This is a genomic window from Bauldia sp., assembly GCF_965232525.1.
In the GTDB taxonomy this organism is placed as follows: Bacteria; Pseudomonadota; Alphaproteobacteria; order Rhizobiales; family Kaistiaceae; genus Bauldia.
This window is the reverse complement of sequence record NZ_OZ246980.1, coordinates 459241-474674: the sequence shown is the minus strand read 5'-3', so window position 1 is coordinate 474674 and position 15434 is coordinate 459241. Positions and strand designations below refer to the sequence as shown.

At 67.8% G+C, this 15434-nt stretch carries 8 protein-coding genes; 3 read left to right on the top strand and 5 right to left on the bottom strand.

The annotated features are described in order from the left end of the window. Positions 1–4: 4 nt before the first annotated feature. Complete coding sequence (locus ACO076_RS02185; RefSeq protein WP_421725101.1) at positions 5–1798, bottom strand: trypsin-like peptidase domain-containing protein; 1794 nt, start codon at positions 1796–1798, stop codon at positions 5–7. A gap of 219 nt (positions 1799–2017) precedes the next feature. Here ACO076_RS02185 and ACO076_RS02180 point away from each other — a divergent pair, with 219 nt between their 5' ends. Together ACO076_RS02180 and ACO076_RS02175 are read left to right on the top strand one after the other, a co-directional pair. Then, on the top strand, positions 2018–3472 hold the full coding sequence (locus ACO076_RS02180; RefSeq protein ID WP_421725100.1) for a toll/interleukin-1 receptor domain-containing protein: 1455 nt from the start codon (positions 2018–2020) through the stop codon (positions 3470–3472). Next, on the top strand, positions 3469–10428 hold the full coding sequence (locus ACO076_RS02175; RefSeq protein WP_421725099.1) for a hypothetical protein: 6960 nt from the start codon (positions 3469–3471) through the stop codon (positions 10426–10428). The genes ACO076_RS02180 and ACO076_RS02175 overlap by 4 nt, the downstream gene beginning before the upstream one ends. 52 nt (positions 10429–10480) lie before the next feature. Here ACO076_RS02175 and ACO076_RS02170 read toward each other — a convergent pair whose 3' ends face one another. Beyond that, positions 10481–11389, bottom strand: a complete 909-nt coding sequence (locus ACO076_RS02170) for a S1 family peptidase (RefSeq protein WP_421725098.1) — start codon at positions 11387–11389, stop codon at positions 10481–10483. 395 nt (positions 11390–11784) lie between these two features. Between ACO076_RS02170 and ACO076_RS02165 the strand changes: the two genes are divergently transcribed. Continuing rightward, positions 11785–12102 (top strand): endonuclease domain-containing protein, encoded by a 318-nt coding sequence (locus tag ACO076_RS02165; protein WP_421726650.1) that lies wholly within the window; start codon positions 11785–11787, stop codon positions 12100–12102. A 228-nt stretch (positions 12103–12330) separates the two neighbouring features. Here the strand turns inward: ACO076_RS02165 and ACO076_RS02160 are convergent, their stop codons facing one another. From ACO076_RS02160 to ACO076_RS02150, 3 genes are read right to left on the bottom strand one after another with little or no spacing between them, the layout of a single operon-like run. Continuing rightward, positions 12331–13821: a tripartite tricarboxylate transporter permease gene (locus tag ACO076_RS02160; protein ID WP_421725097.1), complete on the bottom strand. Its 1491-nt coding sequence runs from the start codon at positions 13819–13821 to the stop codon at positions 12331–12333. A 5-nt stretch (positions 13822–13826) separates the two neighbouring features. Further along, positions 13827–14303, bottom strand: a complete 477-nt coding sequence (locus ACO076_RS02155) for a tripartite tricarboxylate transporter TctB family protein (protein ID WP_421725096.1) — start codon at positions 14301–14303, stop codon at positions 13827–13829. 57 nt (positions 14304–14360) lie between these two features. Next, positions 14361–15329 (bottom strand): tripartite tricarboxylate transporter substrate binding protein, encoded by a 969-nt coding sequence (locus tag ACO076_RS02150; protein ID WP_421725095.1) that lies wholly within the window; start codon positions 15327–15329, stop codon positions 14361–14363. Positions 15330–15434: the final 105 nt, after the last annotated feature.

The window sequence follows — 15434 nt, the reverse complement described above, 5'->3', positions numbered from 1 at the left end:
TGCCTCAGCCGGCGCAGTCGAACGCCTGGCCGCCCGCGCTGCCGTTGGTCAGCACGAACAGCTCGTAGTCGACCGGTGCGTCCTTCTCGCCGAGAATCCGGACGGTGAGCTGCTCGGCCGCCTCGGACGGATAGTCGATGGTGGCGAACGACGATCCGGTGCCGGCGAAGCCGAGGGGCTTGCCGTCGCGCATGAGGAGCACCGATACCGGCCGCCCGGCCTCGCCGTAGGCGAGAAATCCGTAGCGCTGTCCTGCGGTGACATCGACGCTGTGCTCGCGATAGGCGATGGGCCCGGCCGCGGTGGTGTCGGGGTCCTTGAGCGACGCGGCGAGCCGCAACGCCTCGGCGATCGCACCACCGGTCGCCGCCTGCAGCGCTCCGGCGGTGTCGCAATAGATCTGCTGGCGATGGCGGCGGAACCGGGGCAGCACCTCCGTCTTCCAGCGCGTCACCGCGCCCACCACATCGAAGCCGGCGCCGCCCAGCCCGGCCTCGAGCAGGTCGACCCGCTGGGCGTAGTTTTCCAGCACCGCGCTCGGCTGGCGCACGCCGCCGGCGTCGAACACCGTCCCGCCGGAGAGCACCGCGACCACCCGGCCGTCTTCGTTGAAGATTGGGCTGCCGCTGGCGCCCCCGGTCGCCGGGATGGAGTGGCGGACGAGATAGGCGCGGCCGGGATCGGTGGCGAACAGGAAGAAGTCGGTGAGCGAACTGGCGTAGCCGAACTTGACCAGCGGCTCCGGCGTTTCGGCGGCCGCCCGCTCCGCCGTGGTGCCCTCGATCGGGTAGCCGGCATAGGCGAGCCGTTCGCCCGGGCCGAAGTCCTTGAGGTCGTCGGCCGTGGCGAGCGACAGCGGTGCGTGGAGCGCGTCCGGCCGGTCGACATCGAGGATGGCGACGTCGAAGCCGGACGGCTGCGGCAGGCCCTCGAAGGCGGCGCGGAAGTCCGGATCGGCGCGGCCGTCGCCGGCGCGAAAATCCTTGAGCGCGGCATAGCCGGGATGGACCCAGGCGCCGGTGACGGTGTGGGATTCGCCGCCGCCGGGATGAACCACCCGGAGAACACGCCCGCCGTTCGGATCGAACGCCGCGGCGACATGGGCGTTGGTCGCGACTTTGCCGTCGCCGACCGGCCATGCCGTGCCGAGCAGAGTGCGGGTTCCGTCGCGGGCTTCGGCGACCACCGCATAGGTCGCGCCGCGGATCGCATCGATGGTGGTCTCGTCGAACGCTGACGCGACCCGCGCCTCGATGTCCTGCTGCAGGGTCGCCAGCGCGTCGAGGCGCTCGCCTTGCCGGTCGATCAGCACGTAGGCGCCGACGCCGACCACGACGATGGCGACGACCACGGCCGCCACCACCCGGCGCAGCCGTTTGAACTGGGCGCCGGTGCTCGCCACCTTTACCTGGGTCAGTGTCTTTTCCAGATCGGAGGCCGGCGCCTCCGCGGTCAGTCGCACCCGAAAGGCCGGTCCGTCGCGGCTCCCGAGGCGGATCACGTCACCGTCGGAGATCGCCTCGCCGCTGCGGGCCGGCGCGCCGTTGACCTCGACATAGCGGTCGCCGAACACTTCGATCGCGTAGTGGCCCGACACCTGTCGATACAATCGGAAATGCCGACGGCTGACGATCCGCAATGTGGGCGGGAACACGACATCCGATGTCGGTTCGCGGCCGAAAATCACCTCGTCCCGGCCGGCTTCGAAGGCGATCGCGCCGTTATCGGTCTCGCCGCCGGAGGGGCCAGGTTCGAGTGTGAGCGTGTCGATGGGTTCGATCGTAAGGCGGTAGTCCATCGGAACGGCTCCGGTTTGCCGTTAAGGTCTATCCCGCCATGGCGGCAAGTAAAGCCACAAATCGCGGCCTCACGAGGGCCGGAACGTGTCGAAACCGCCGGACTTCAGCCGTTTTCCCGCCACCTGAGGCAACCTCGGCGATGTTTGCGAACCCGGCGATTTCGGTTAGGCTGCGGCCGGTTAAGTGGCTCGGACCGACGGAACAGAATCGGGTTGGCCATGGCGTTCGTGCCCGGCTTCGAGAACGACGTCTTCATCAGCTACGCTCACGCCGACAACGAGGTCGACGTGTTCGGCGACGCCTGGGTCGACAAGCTTGCCAAGTATCTCGGCATTGCGCTGAAGCAGCGGCTCGGCCGGGCCGACGAGGTTCGCATCTTCTTCGATTCGAAGCGGCTGCGCGCCAATCATCACCTCGAGGAGATCCTCGACAATGTTCGTGGCTCGGCGGTGTTCCTGGCGATCGGTTCGCCAAGCTACATCAATCGCCAGTGGACCCGGGACGAACTGTCGACCTTCGTCGAAACCGCCGGGGAGCCGCGCCGCCTGTTCGCGATCGAGCGGCTGCCGCTCGATTCCGGCGATCGCTACCCCGATCCTCTCGATGACTATTACCGGATCAACTTCTGGCAGCGCGACCCGGCCGACGACATTCCGTTGACCGTCACCCAGCGGCTCAACAGCGATCTTTACTACGTCCTTCTGCAGAAGCTTGCCGAGCAGATCCGCAGCCAGCTCGTCGCGATGCACAAGCAGTCGGCGCGACCCGCGGCCGCCCCCGCGGCAAGCGTTCCGGCGAGCCCGGCGGTCGACAAGGATCCCGATGCCAAGACCGTCTTGGTCGCCCAGGTCACCGAGGACCTCGAGGCCGAGCGGGAGCAGATGGTCAGCTATCTCGACCAGTGCGGTATCCCTAATCTGCCGACCGACTTCTATCCTCAGGGCTCCGCCAATTTCCAGGCGGCTGTCGCCGAGGACCTCGGCAGGAGCGCCCTGTTCGTCCAGTTGCTCGGCACCACCGCTGGCCGCCGGCCGCGGGACATGCCGGAAGGCTACCTCGCCGCCCAGTATCGGCTGGCCGAGGAAGCCGGCGTCAAAATCCTGCAGTGGCGCTCGCCGGATATCGCCGACGATGCCGTCAGCGACGAGAACCACCGGACCCTGTTGTTCGGCGAGAAGGTCGCGGCCATCGGCTTCGAGTCGTTCAAGGCGAATGTGCGTAAGCTGGCGACCGAGCCACCGCCGGCCCCGCCAGAAGCCGAAGAGGATTTCGGCGACGCACCGATCTTCATCAATGCCGATCTCTCCGATCAGCCAGTGGCCGAGACCCTGTTCGAGAAAATCCGCGGCCAGGACGTGCCGGTGATGCTGTCTCAGCCCCATGGCGACGCCAAGGACGTGCGGCAGGACCTGGAGCGGAGCTGGCGCGAATGCGGAGCGGTGCTGCTGATCTATGGCGCGGCCAAGAGTTTCTGGGTGCGCAATCAGATCATGCTCTACAACAAGCTGAAGCGGCAGCGCGAGAAGCCGCCGCGCGTGTTCAAGATCCTCAACTGCCCGCCGGCCGAGAAGCCATCGCTCGGCATTGCGCTGCCCGGGGTCGACGAGATCGACTGTCGTGCCGGGCTCTCCCCTGAAGTCGTCGACAGCGTGGTGTTGGAACTCGCCTCATGAACGACACGGCCGCGGGGCGCATCGCCTATCCCGGTCTGCGGCCGTTCCTGCGCGGGGAGTTCGACCTTTTCTTCGGCCGTGAGAACTGCGTCGACGAGATGGTCGACACGCTCGCGGCGACCCACTTTCTCGCCGTGCTCGGCACCTCCGGCAGCGGTAAGTCCTCGCTGGTTCGCACCGGCCTGCTCAACGCGCTGGAGCTCGGCTTTCTCGCCTCGGCCGGGTCCGATTGGCAGATCGCCGATCTCAGGCCGCGTGGGCATCCGATCCGCTCGCTGGCCGTCGCGCTTCTGGGCCTGCAAGGCATCGCCGAGCCCGACGAAGGCGAGATCGAGGTCCTGTCGTCGTTCCTGCGGCGTGGCCCCCGGTCGCTGGTCGAGTGGTACGAGGCCGGGCATCTGTCCGAGGGCGCCAATCTCCTGGTTCTCGTCGATCAGTTCGAGGAATTGTTTCGTTATCAGGACTACTCCGGCCGTGAGGAAGCGGAGGCCTTCGTCGCCCTGCTGATCGAGGCGGCGCGCGAGGAGCGGCTGCCGATCTATGTCGCGATCACCATGCGCTCGGAGTATCTCGGCGCCTGCACGCTGATCGAGGGCTTGCCGGAGGTCATCAATCGCGGCCTCTACCTGACCCCCCGCATGACCCGCGAGGAATGCGACCAGGCGATCGTCGGACCGGCCGAGGTCTGCGGGTTCTCGATCGAAGACGGTCTGGTCAACAGTCTGCTCAACGATCTCACCGAGTTCGCGCCGTGGGAAGCGGAGACGGGTCACGATCAGGGCCGGCGTCTTGGCCGGCGCGCCGACCAGCTGCCCCTGATGCAGCACGTCCTCAACCTGCTATGGCAGCGGGCGCGCGAGCGCGGCGATCAGGACGGCAGCATCGTCCTCACCCTCAAGGATTACGAGGAGGCCGGCGCGCTTGCCGGTGCCCTCGATCGTCACGCCGAGGACGTGGCATCGCATATCGATACAGCTGATGCCGATGTCATCGATATCGTCTTCCGCGGGCTGGTCACCGGCAAGACCGTTGCCGATGCGGTACGCCGCCCGACCAGTTTCGGCGAGCTGGTGGACCTCGCCGATGGTCGCCGCGATGCGGTCATGGCCGTGGTCGAGGCATTCCGGGCGCCGGGCGTCAACTTCCTCACGCCGGGGCGGCCGGAGGCGATCACCGACGACACGATCATCGACATCTCCCACGAAAGCCTGATCCGGCAGTGGCGGCGGTTGTCCCGGTGCCTCGACGAGGAGGCGCAGTCGGCCGAAGCCTGGAGCCAGCTTCTGTCGCGGGCCGAGCGCTACGCGGCCGGCACCGGCGGCCTGCTCACCGGCCTCGATCTCGACAATCAGGTTGCCTGGTGGGAGCGGGCCAAGCCGACCGAAGCCTGGGCCGCACGCTACGGCAACCGCTATGCCGAGGCCCGGCAATTTCTCGACGAGAGCCGCCGGGCCGAGACCGAACGCAAGGAACGGGAGGCCGCCGACCAGCGGCGCTTGATCGAGGCGCGCGAGCAGGCGCGCAGCGGTACCCGCTTCAAGCGGCTGAGCGGGGCGCTTGCCGTCGCCACGGTGCTCGTCGTCCTTGGTGCCGGGACGGCTGTCTATCTGTGGCTGGAGGCCAATCAGCAGGCGGAGATCGCCACCCAGCAGGCGACGATCGCCGACCAGGCCCGCGAGGAGGCCGAACAGCAGCGGCAGGAGGCCGAGCGTCAGAGCGAACTGGCCGATCAGGAACGCGAGCGCGCCGAACAGCAGGCCACGATCGCCAACGAGGAGCGGGCGCGCGCCGAGCAGGAACGTGTCGAGGCCGAGCGGGCGCGCGAAGCAGCGGAACAATCAGCAGAAACGGCTCGTGCCGCCCAGGCTGAAGCCGCGGAGCAGGCCGATCTCGCCGAACGCCAGCGGGAGGAAGCCGAGCAGGCGCGGGAGGCGGCGGAACGCTCGGCGGAAGCGGCGCGCATTGCCCAGGCCGAGGCGGCGCGGGCCAACGCGCGGTTGCTGGCGCAGCAACTGGAAAGCCGCGTCAATGCCTGGCACACCGCCATTGACCAGACGCCGGCGGATGCCGCGCGAGCCGGCAGCCTGCTGGCGCGGGTCGCCGAGGCCGCCTATGTCGCCGATCCCGCCGAGGCGACGATCGAGAACCAGGCGGCGGTCGAACTGCTGCGCCCGGCCCTGGCGCTACAGGCGGAGCTCGCCAGGGCCACCATCCCGGCGCCGGCGCTCGATCTCGGCGACAGCAGCACGTGGACCGATCCGCCCGGTGGTCCGGGACTGACCGCGATCGCGACCTGGTCGCCGGGTTCCCGGTTCCTGCGGATCCTCGATCCGATCGGCCGGATCGTCGCCCGCTATCCGTTGCCGGACATCGCCACATCTTATGAGCAGACGCCCGTCGCCGCCGCGGTGATCGGACCCGACATTCCAGCCGCGGTGCTCGCCGCCATCGACGGCCACCTCTGGGCGGCCTTTGGCGCCGACGGTACCTTCACGCGCTACACCGACTCGATCGGCGGCGAGATCGAACGCATCGATGACGTTTACTACGACCCGGTCGGCGCCCGGCTCTACATCACCTATGCCGAGGCGTTCGGAACCAACCAGATCCTGCCTCGCCTCCTGATCGTCGAACGCACCGGTTCCGGCTGGAGTTCGTGGACCAAGGTCGTCGACATCGATTTAGGCGAACCAGCGATCAGCACCCCGCGCACGGCGATCGCCGGCGTGTTCGCCGACGTGGTCTTCGTCGTCGTCGATGGCGCCGTCACCGCGTTCGATCTGGGTGCCGACCCGGTCGTCTATGACGGCCTCGGTCGGGTTGCCGACGCACGGCTCACCGTCGACGAGCGCTACATCGTCGCCAGCGTTGTGGCCGACGACTGCTTCGACCCGGCAGCTGGGACGGTCGCCAATCCGCTCGCCGCCGAGCCAACGTGCCTGCTGCTGGTCGACCGCGTCGACGGCGCGATTTTGTGGAGCGGCGACGCGCCCAACCGCATGCGGCTCGACCAGCTCTACAGCATCGCCGGGGTCGATCCGGTGATCGAGATCGTCTTCTCTACCGTTAGTAATGACGACGATGCCGAAGACGTGGCCTGGGTCCTCAACGATCTCGCGGTGCTGCGCCTCGCCCGCTCCGACGGCATGTGGTCGGACACGGTCGTGCCCTTCGATCCGCAGGCGTGGGGGCAGGAGGGTCTCGCCTCCGGGCTCGGCGTTCTGGCCGCGACCGGCACAGCCTATCCGACCGAACTCACCACCCGTCACGTCGATCGCCTGTTCCAGGCGCGGCTGATTTCCCGCCTCGCCGGCGCCTTCAACGAAGACGAGACCGTTGTCGCCTCGCGGATTGCCGGCGACGTGTTCCAGGTGGCCGAAGTCGTCCGGCCCGAGACCGAGGACGGCGAACTGGGCGACGCGGAAATCAGCGTGCGTCGCTACACACCCGATGTCGGCGACTTCACCGTCGACGAGACCTTGACCCCGCGCGCCGTGCGCTGCCCGGCGACCCCCGACCAGCGGCTGGGGTCCTGCCGCATCCTTGCGGCGGCGCTCGCGCCGAACGGTGAGACCCTGCTCGCCGCGTCCAACTACGGACAGCACGTGTTCCTCGGCGATGGCCGCGCGCCGCGCTGGATCGCCAATCTGGCGAGCGACGGCAGCGGCCGCCGGGTGGATACGTTGTTGGCATTGGTCCCGCTCGACACCGACGGCGCCGCGTTTCTCGGCCGCGATGCCGACGGCGCGTTCTGGCGGATCGCGCGGTCCGACACCGGCGCCGGGACTGAGCGCGCCTCGTCCGCGTTTCACCCGATCGTCATCGACGACGCGGTCCTGCAGGCGGTCGGCGACGTCATCGGTTTCCGCTCCGACCCGGCGGCCGCGGTCGTTTATCTCTGGGGCGACAACGGCCTCGCCGCCCTCACCCTCGGCGGCCCGAACGGGCGCGAAGCGCTGGCGATCGGCGTCTTCACGAGCAACACCATCGCCGATGTGATCGGCCTCGGCGACCGCACCCTGGCACTGGCGACCACCGACGGTGCCATCGAAGTCCGTCGTATCGCCGATGGCGAAGTCGGGCTCGAACATAGCGTCGAGACTGGCCTGTCGAGCTTCGGCGCCATGAGCCTGGCGGCGGCCAACGACACGGTCGTCGCAAACGCCGGGGATGCCGGCGGGTACTGGCTGCGCTCGATGGTCTTCACCTTCGACGACAACCGCCTGGTACCCCTTTACGCCGTGCCGTGGGAGACGCTGGCCGGCCGGCTCGCCAACGGCGAACTGGTATCGACCGCCTTCGGCGCCGAGGTGTTCGCCCCGTCGGCGCCGCTGCCCGACGACAAGGTGTTGCTCGGCCTGACGACGCTGCGCGGCGAGTACCGCGACGACGACGCGGCGAGCGAGTTCCGCCCCGCGTTCGAAATGCTGAACGCCCGCGCCGGCGGCGCGATGGGCGATGACACGGCGGGTGCCTGCGAGGCGGCGATCGCGGTGGCCGCCCGCGCCGAGGGCGGCGACAACGTCACGCCGTTGTTCGATACGGTCGGGCGGGTTTGCCGCGGAACAGCCGCCGGTGCGGCGATCGCCGATGCGCTTGACGAGGAGAACCGCGCCCGCGCCCTCGCGTTGCTCGCCGCCGCCGACATCGACCCCTACGCCGCGGCCCTCTTGACCAGCGAGATCGCGGGGAAGGCACCCTTGGCCGCCGATCTCCTCGACCGCTATGCGCCGTGGCAGGGCCGCATTCTCGGCCGCGCCGTCGTCGAGGACGTAGCGCGTGGCGCGCCGGGCGGCGATGTCGATCTGCCAACGGCGTCCGGCGACCCCTTCGATCACTGGCATCGGGCGGCGGTGCTGGAGCGCGGCGACCTCGATCCGGCTACCCTCGCCGATGCGCTCTACCACTATGCCCGGGCGGAGCAGTTGTTCCGCTTTGCCGGCGCTGAGATCCCGCCGATGGTGGCGGCACGCCGGGCGGCCCTGGCGCGGGTGCTCGCCGACGACCGGGTCGCAGCGGTCTTCGCCCGGCTGGTCGCCGGCGAACCGGGCGTTGACGGATCGCCTCTGACGCCGCCGACCAACGACGAGCGGATCGCCGCTCTGGCGGGCCTTTCCGGCTGGCTCGACACCATCGCGGCGACCGATCCCGCGGCGGAAGGTCGGCCGATCTTGCAGGCACTCGTCGAGGAAGCCCTTGCCGATGCGCTGGTTGCCGGCGACCCGGGCCGCGCAGCGGTGCATTATCGGCGTGTGCTGCAGCTTCTCACCGAGGCGCCGAACACGCTATCGGCGCGATCCGGCCTGCTCGGCCGGATCGATGCCCTGCGGGAGGTTGGCGACAAGCTCCGCGACACGGGTGTCGCCGGTGCCGACACGCTGACCGCGGTGACGATCCTCGCGTTGATCGATATCGACCGGGCGGAGCCGATCACCCGCAGCACCGAACTCAGGAGCATCGCCCGCGACGCTCTGCGGACGCTTGCGGCGGCTGACCCGACGACGGTCGACCTCACAGGCCTCGCTGCGCTCAGCTTTGATTTCCTCGACTACGATTGGGAGAGCCGGCAGCAGTCGATCGTCGAAACCAGCGCCGTGGCGTTCCTCGACGAGCTGCAGACAGCCGAAGCCTTCCTGACCGCGATGATCAACCAGGGCGACGTGAGCGATCGATCGCGCTGGCTGGCGCTGCGCGGCCGGGTCCGCTTCTGGATGAGCACGCTGGAGGACCGGGGTTTCCCGGATATCGATTCGTCACAGTTCGATAGATGGCTTGCCGCGGCGATCGTCGACTTCGAGGCGGCGAGTCCGGTACCCCAATTGCCATTGTGGGACCGCTTCGTCCTCGGCAGTGCTTATGCGGCGGCGATCGACACCGCTCCATTGGACGATGTGCTCACCCTACTCGACAAGGCCATGGAAGCGTCCACGCCCACGCGCGGTGACCCCCAAGTCGTCGATCTGTCGGAGTATCGGCAACGCTTGGCATTCGATGGCGCTGTGCGCGCGCTGGAACGGGCAATGGTGCGGCTACGCGCCGACCCGGCTTTCGCGGAGGCCGACAGATTGCCGGACGGGGACTTCGATAGGGCTCGCTTCGCCGAACTTGCTTCAACTTTGCTCGAACTGGCAAAGGAGCGCGAAGACCTGCGTGTTGAAGCGGCTGCGCGTGGTCTGATCGGTGCTGATACCGGCTGGAGCCTCGACGCACTGGGTGACATTCACTGGGGGCTGACGGCGGCCCGAGCCGGCGCGGTATTAGGTGTCGTTGACGGTTCGAACAGACCGGCGACGACGTGCGACAGCGTCGCGGCCCATCCCGACGATGTCGGCCGGACAGCGCCCCCGGTGCGCCAGGCAGACATCGATGTCGAAGCGATCTTCGAGGCGTGTACCGGCGATACGCCGCGCGAGCTCTTCAGTCGCGCTCGGGCGCTTGCCAAGTCCGACCGGGCCGATCTGAACGGGGTCCTTGCCCTGGTGCTCCCGGCAGCCGAGGCCGGCCTGCCGATTGCCTACGGCAACCTGGCGCTGTTGGTTCGCGCGGCCGATATCGATGTCGTCGCGCCGACCGATTTGTTGACGACCTTCTCAGCGCTGAGCCTCGCCTACGCCTATCCCGATCTGGCCGCGCTTCTCCGCGCTAACCAGCACCAGGACGTGCTGGCCTGGCTCACGGGCAAGGCTGCGACGTTCGATGTCCCGGAGGCCCACATCGACCTGGCGGAGATGGCGCCCGATCGCGTGACCGAAGCCGTTCACCTCAGCGTCGCGGCCCGGCTCTTCGAGGATGCGGGCCGCCTGGCGGACTCGGATCTAGCCAATGAGAGGCTCGCGGCTCTGGCGCTCGCCGACGATGAATTGGACGCCGTCCGCCAGCGTGTCGCCGACCGCGAACGGCCATTCCTCGTCACCATCGACGAAGACCTGAGCCGCGAGATTCTCGGGTTGTCGTGAAGCGCGGGCGCCGCGTTCGGGCGCCCGCCATGACACACCGTTCGGTGGCCGGCTAGTTGTTGGCCATCTGTGCGCCGACCCAGTCGGTGAAGCGCGAGATGCGATTGTAGACACCGGGCAGGACCGGGTTGCCGCACTGGCTCCCCCAACTCACCACGCCGACCTGGAGGTAGCCTTGCGGGGTGTCGGCCCTGACCACCAGCGGTCCCCCGCTGTCACCGTAGCAAGAGTCCTTGGCGCCGCTCGGGCTGCCGGCGCAGATTTCCGTCCGTGCGATCGAGAACCCGGCGCCGGTGGCTTGGCCGTAGGCCTCGTAGGCGGCCCGGCACTCCTCGGTGTCGATCACCTCGACCTCCACCTCGTGAAGCTGCTCCGGCGACATCAGCGCATTGGCCGAGAGCAGGGCGCGGGTATTGACCTCGGGCCGTCCGCTCCGCGAATAGAGCGCCTCCTCGAAGCCCTCGAAATCCCACAACGCCCCCCAGCCGGTGACCGTCAGCTTGGTGCCGGGGCTGATCAGCGCGCTCTCGGCGGTCGGATCGGCGATGCCGATCGTCGCGGCGCCGGTGATCGGCTCGGCGAGCTTGATGAGTGCGAGATCGGCGTGATTGTCGGTCAGATAGTCGGGATGAACGATGATCATCGCGCCGTCGACCATTTTCAGCTTGCTCTGGTAGATGCTGCCGTGGCCGACCACGACACGCTCGACGATCCCGTCGCCGACCACCAGACAGTGGGCGGCGGTGAGAACCCATTGCGGGTCGATCAGCGAACCGCCGCAGAAACCGGAATTGGGGTCGCGGGTGTCGAGCAGGCGCACCTGCCAGGGCCAGGCGCCTTCCGCGGCGGGTGAACCGCCGACGACGAATTCCGTACTGATTTCCGCGCTGGCGGGAAGGACCGCGAAGACCGCCGCGGTGAGAGTTGCTACGCCGAGTCCAGAATAACGATTTGTTTTCATCGTGTTCTCCACTGAAGTCGTCGATGTGTTTCCCGCCTTGGCGCCTGCCATAGACTGGACCGTAGGCGAAAAAACGGCAGCTTCAGCGGCTTGTCAACGGAGCGATGCTGGCGGCGGCGGTGCCTTTTCTTTGCCGGCGAACCAGTGCGAAACCTTGATCATGGTGGTGGCGCCGAAAACCTACTCGCCGGCTCCCTCTCGCGAGGGGAGAGGAGGATGGCGCTCGCGCCCTGCACCGCCGACGCCGCAAGCCCTCTCCCGCCGGGAGAGGGGCGCTGCTGCTCCCCGCGAGATTTGCTTCGGCGCGGTCTTGAGCTTATCGGAAACGGACAACGAACTGGAGCTGGAGCGGCGTGTCAAACCTGAAGCGGCGTTCGGTGACGACGGCGTGACGTCTGCGGCGGACTATGACGCCGGCCGAACAGCGCCTCTGGTTTCATTTGCGCAATCGGAAACTCCGTGGCGCAAAGTTCAGGCGGCAAGTGCCGATCGGCCGCTTCGTTGTCGACTTCGTCTCGGAGGGCGCTCGGTTGATCGTCGAGGTTGACGGCTATCACCACGGAGCACTGGTGGAGGCCGATCGGGAGCGTACGGCGGTTCTCGAAGCCGCGGGGTATCTGGTGGTTCGTTTCTGGAACCACGAGGTCATGCGTGACACGGATGGCGTTGTCGCGCGGATTGTGGCGACGCTCGATCGACGAACCGAGACGTAACGTTTGCGATTTGGCAAGTGCGTGGCGGTGACGTCGGACGCCCTCTCCCGGCGGGAGAGAGCCTGCCCCCGACGCGATCGGGGGGCAGGTTTTGCCTTGGCGAGGGACGAGCTTAGGCAAACCGGGTGAGGGGTTTGGACGTTGACGAGTCGTCGGTTCCGCCAACACCCCTCACCAAGCTCGGCTAAACCGACTCCGCCGCCGAGCCTCGCCATATCCACGCCTGTATCAGGCCTCGGCGTCTTTGGGCTTGCGCACGGCGGCGTAGATCCCGGAGCCGATCAGGTAGATCCAGATGCCGAGGGTGATAACTCCGAGAACGCCGGCGACGGGTCGGTCGAAAAACCCGAGCGGATCGCCTTGGGTCTTGATCATGGTGATCAGGAAGTTCTTCTCGATGATCTTGCCGAGAACGATGCCGAGGATCGCCGGCGCGATCGGTATTCCGTTCTCCTCCATCAGATAGGCGAGGAGGCCAAGCACCAGCATGATCCACACCGAGAACAGGGTGTTGTCGACCGCGTAGGAGCCGATGATGCAGAAGATCAGGATCAGCGGCATCAGCACGCGCTTGGGGATCGCGATGGCGAAGCGGGCGGCGCGAATGGCGATGATGCCAAGCGGCAGCAGGATCAGGTTGGCGAGCGCGAAGGCGAGGAAGATCGCGTAGACCAGTTGCCCGTCGGTGACGAACACTCGCGGGCTCGGTGTGATGCCTTTCAGCATCAGGACGCCGATGGCGATCGCGGTGACAGTGTCGCCGGGAATGCCGAACACCAGCGCCGGGGTCCAGGCGCCGGCGACGGCCGAGTTGTTGGCCGCACCGGCGTCGGCGATACCTTCGGCGTGGCCGGTGCCGTATTTCTCCGGTGTCTTCGAAAACCGCTTGGAGAGCGCGTAGGCGACCCAGGCCGCGATGTCGGCGCCGGCGCCGGGCAGGGCGCCGAGCACGTTGCCGAGCACCGATGAGCGGATGATGTTGCGCCAGTAGCGGCGCACCACATTGATCATCTCCGACACCAGGCCGCCGATCTTGGCCTTGGGCACGACGCTGTCGAGATCGGTGGCGACGGTGCGGATCACCTGGCTCAGCGCGAACATCCCGATCATCGCCGGGATGAAGGAAACGCCGTCGAGCAGGTTCATCTCGCCGAAGGTGAAGCGCGGATGGCCGGTGGCGATGTCGATGCCGACCGTCGAGATGAACAGCCCGATGAATAGTGACGTGGCGCCGCGCAGCAGCGATGCGCTCGACACCGCGACCGCCGATGTCAGGCCGAGGCAGCCGAGCCAGAAATATTCGACCGATGAGAATTTCACCGCCACCGCCGCCAGCTGCTGGGCGAAGATGGTCAGCAATCCGACGCCGATCAGGCCGCCGAGGCTGGCGGTGACCAGGCTGGTCGCCAGGCCGCGCTCGGCCATGCCTTTCTGGGTCAGCGCGAACGCTTCGTCGACATAGGCGGCCGAGGCCGGCGTACCGGGGATGCGGAGGAGCGCGCCGGGAATGTCGCCGGCGAAGATGGCGGTCGCCGCAGCGGTCGCGATCGCCGCCACCGCCGGCACCGGATCGAGGAAGAAGGTGATCGGCACCAAGAGCGCGACTGACATGGTCGCCGTCAGACCGGGGACCGATCCGACGAATAGCCCGTAGCAGGCGGCCAGTACGATGACCGACAGCACCTCCCATTGGAAAACGAGCTGAAAGACCTCGACCATCGAGCTCACATGAAGGTCTGTTCGATCAGCCCGCGCGGCAGCGGCACCCGAAGCGCCACCGCGAAGCCGTAGTGGAGGCCGATCGGCAGGATCAGCGCCAGCGGCACCGCGATGATCCAGCGGGCGCCCATGATCAGGAGGAGTGCCAGCGTCAGCACGCCAGTGGTGAGCAGGAAGCCGAGCACCGGCGCGAGCAGCACGAACAGGACGATTGCGCCGATCACCGCCACCACGCGCAGAATGGCGACCGGATCGCGTCCCCACGCCGGCAGCGTCACTGGCGCGCCACCACTTCGCCGGGCGGCGATCCCGCCGATCGCCATCGCTCCACCGATCAGGATGAAGGCAACGCCGATCAGCCGGGGGAAGAAGGCCGGGCCGTACTCCATCCCGCCCATCTCGGGGAAGGTCCCGACATGGACGACGACGACCGCGCCGAACACGATGAGGATGGCGCCAAGCACCAGGTCATTGAATTTCACCGGCCGGGCGCCTTTGGTGGCGGGGCGGCGAGCATCGCCGCCACCCCGCGGACCGGTTTACTGGGCGATGCCGATCGCCTGCATGGTGGCGCCGAGATTGTCGGAGGTGGTCGCCATCATGTCGGCGAGATCCTCACGACCCATCTTGACCACGTCGGCGCCGCGCGAAGCCTTGAAGTCGGCCCATTCCTGGGTGTCGAACGCGGCGAGCGCCGCCTTCTCGTAGGCGCAGGCGATCGCGTCCGGCAGGCCCTCGGGGCCGGAGATGCTGATGAACGCGGCGAGTGTCCAGCCGCTGTCGAGCGCGTCCTTGGTGGTCGGCACGTCCGGCAGCGCCGCCATCGGCGAATCGTGCATGTAGGCGAGCGCCTTCAGTTCGCCTGACTCCACCAGCGCCTTGCCTTCCGACAGCGCCGGGGTGGCGACGTCGACACCGCCGGCGATCAGTTCCTGCATCGCCGAGGCCGCGCCGTCAGAGGGAACCCAGCGGATCGCGGCTGGATCGATGCCTTCGGCGTTGAGCAGGCCGGCCAGCGCCAGGTGCCAGATGCCACCCTGCGCGGTGCCCGAGCCGGTCAGTTCGCCGGGATTGGCCTTGGCGTAGTCAAGCAGCTCGCCCAGCGAGTTGAACTGGGAGTCGGCGGCAACCAATACGCTCGACGGCACCACGTCGACCAGCGCGATCGGGGTGATGTTGTCCTGGTTGAGTTCGGTGAGGCCGGCATGGTGCATGGTGGTGATTTCCACCGTCGCCGCGCCCACCGTGTAGCCGTCCGGCTCCGCGGTGGCGATCGCCGAGTGGCCGACCACGCCGTTGCCGCCGGTGCGGTTCACCACGTTGAACGGCTGCCCCATTTCCTTCTCGAGCAGGCTCGCCAACATGCGCGAATTGGCGTCGGTGCCGCCGCCGGCACCCCACGGCACCACATAGGTCACGGGCCGCTCGGGCAGCCAGTGGCAGTCGGCGAAAGCGACGCCGGTCATGGCGACGCAGGCCGTCAGAGACAGTCCGATGAGCTTGAGCATGTTGGGTCCTTTTCCTCTCCTCGGGGTGAACGGTGTTTTCACCCGGAGTAGGAAAAGCCCCTGTGCCAGTCAACGAGATTCTGGCACTTGCCTTGTGGCGCCGCC

Excerpts from the sequence above, each read along its gene's own strand:
- ACO076_RS02185 (WP_421725101.1), bottom strand. The coding sequence starts at position 1,798 with ATGGACTACCGCCTTACGATCGAACCCATCGACACGCTCACACTCGAA.
- ACO076_RS02180 (WP_421725100.1), top strand. The coding sequence starts at position 2,018 with ATGGCGTTCGTGCCCGGCTTCGAGAACGACGTCTTCATCAGCTACGCT.
- ACO076_RS02175 (WP_421725099.1), top strand. The coding sequence starts at position 3,469 with ATGAACGACACGGCCGCGGGGCGCATCGCCTATCCCGGTCTGCGGCCG.
- ACO076_RS02170 (WP_421725098.1), bottom strand. The coding sequence starts at position 11,389 with ATGAAAACAAATCGTTATTCTGGACTCGGCGTAGCAACTCTCACCGCG.
- ACO076_RS02160 (WP_421725097.1), bottom strand. The coding sequence starts at position 13,821 with ATGGTCGAGGTCTTTCAGCTCGTTTTCCAATGGGAGGTGCTGTCGGTC.
- ACO076_RS02150 (WP_421725095.1), bottom strand. The coding sequence starts at position 15,329 with ATGCTCAAGCTCATCGGACTGTCTCTGACGGCCTGCGTCGCCATGACC.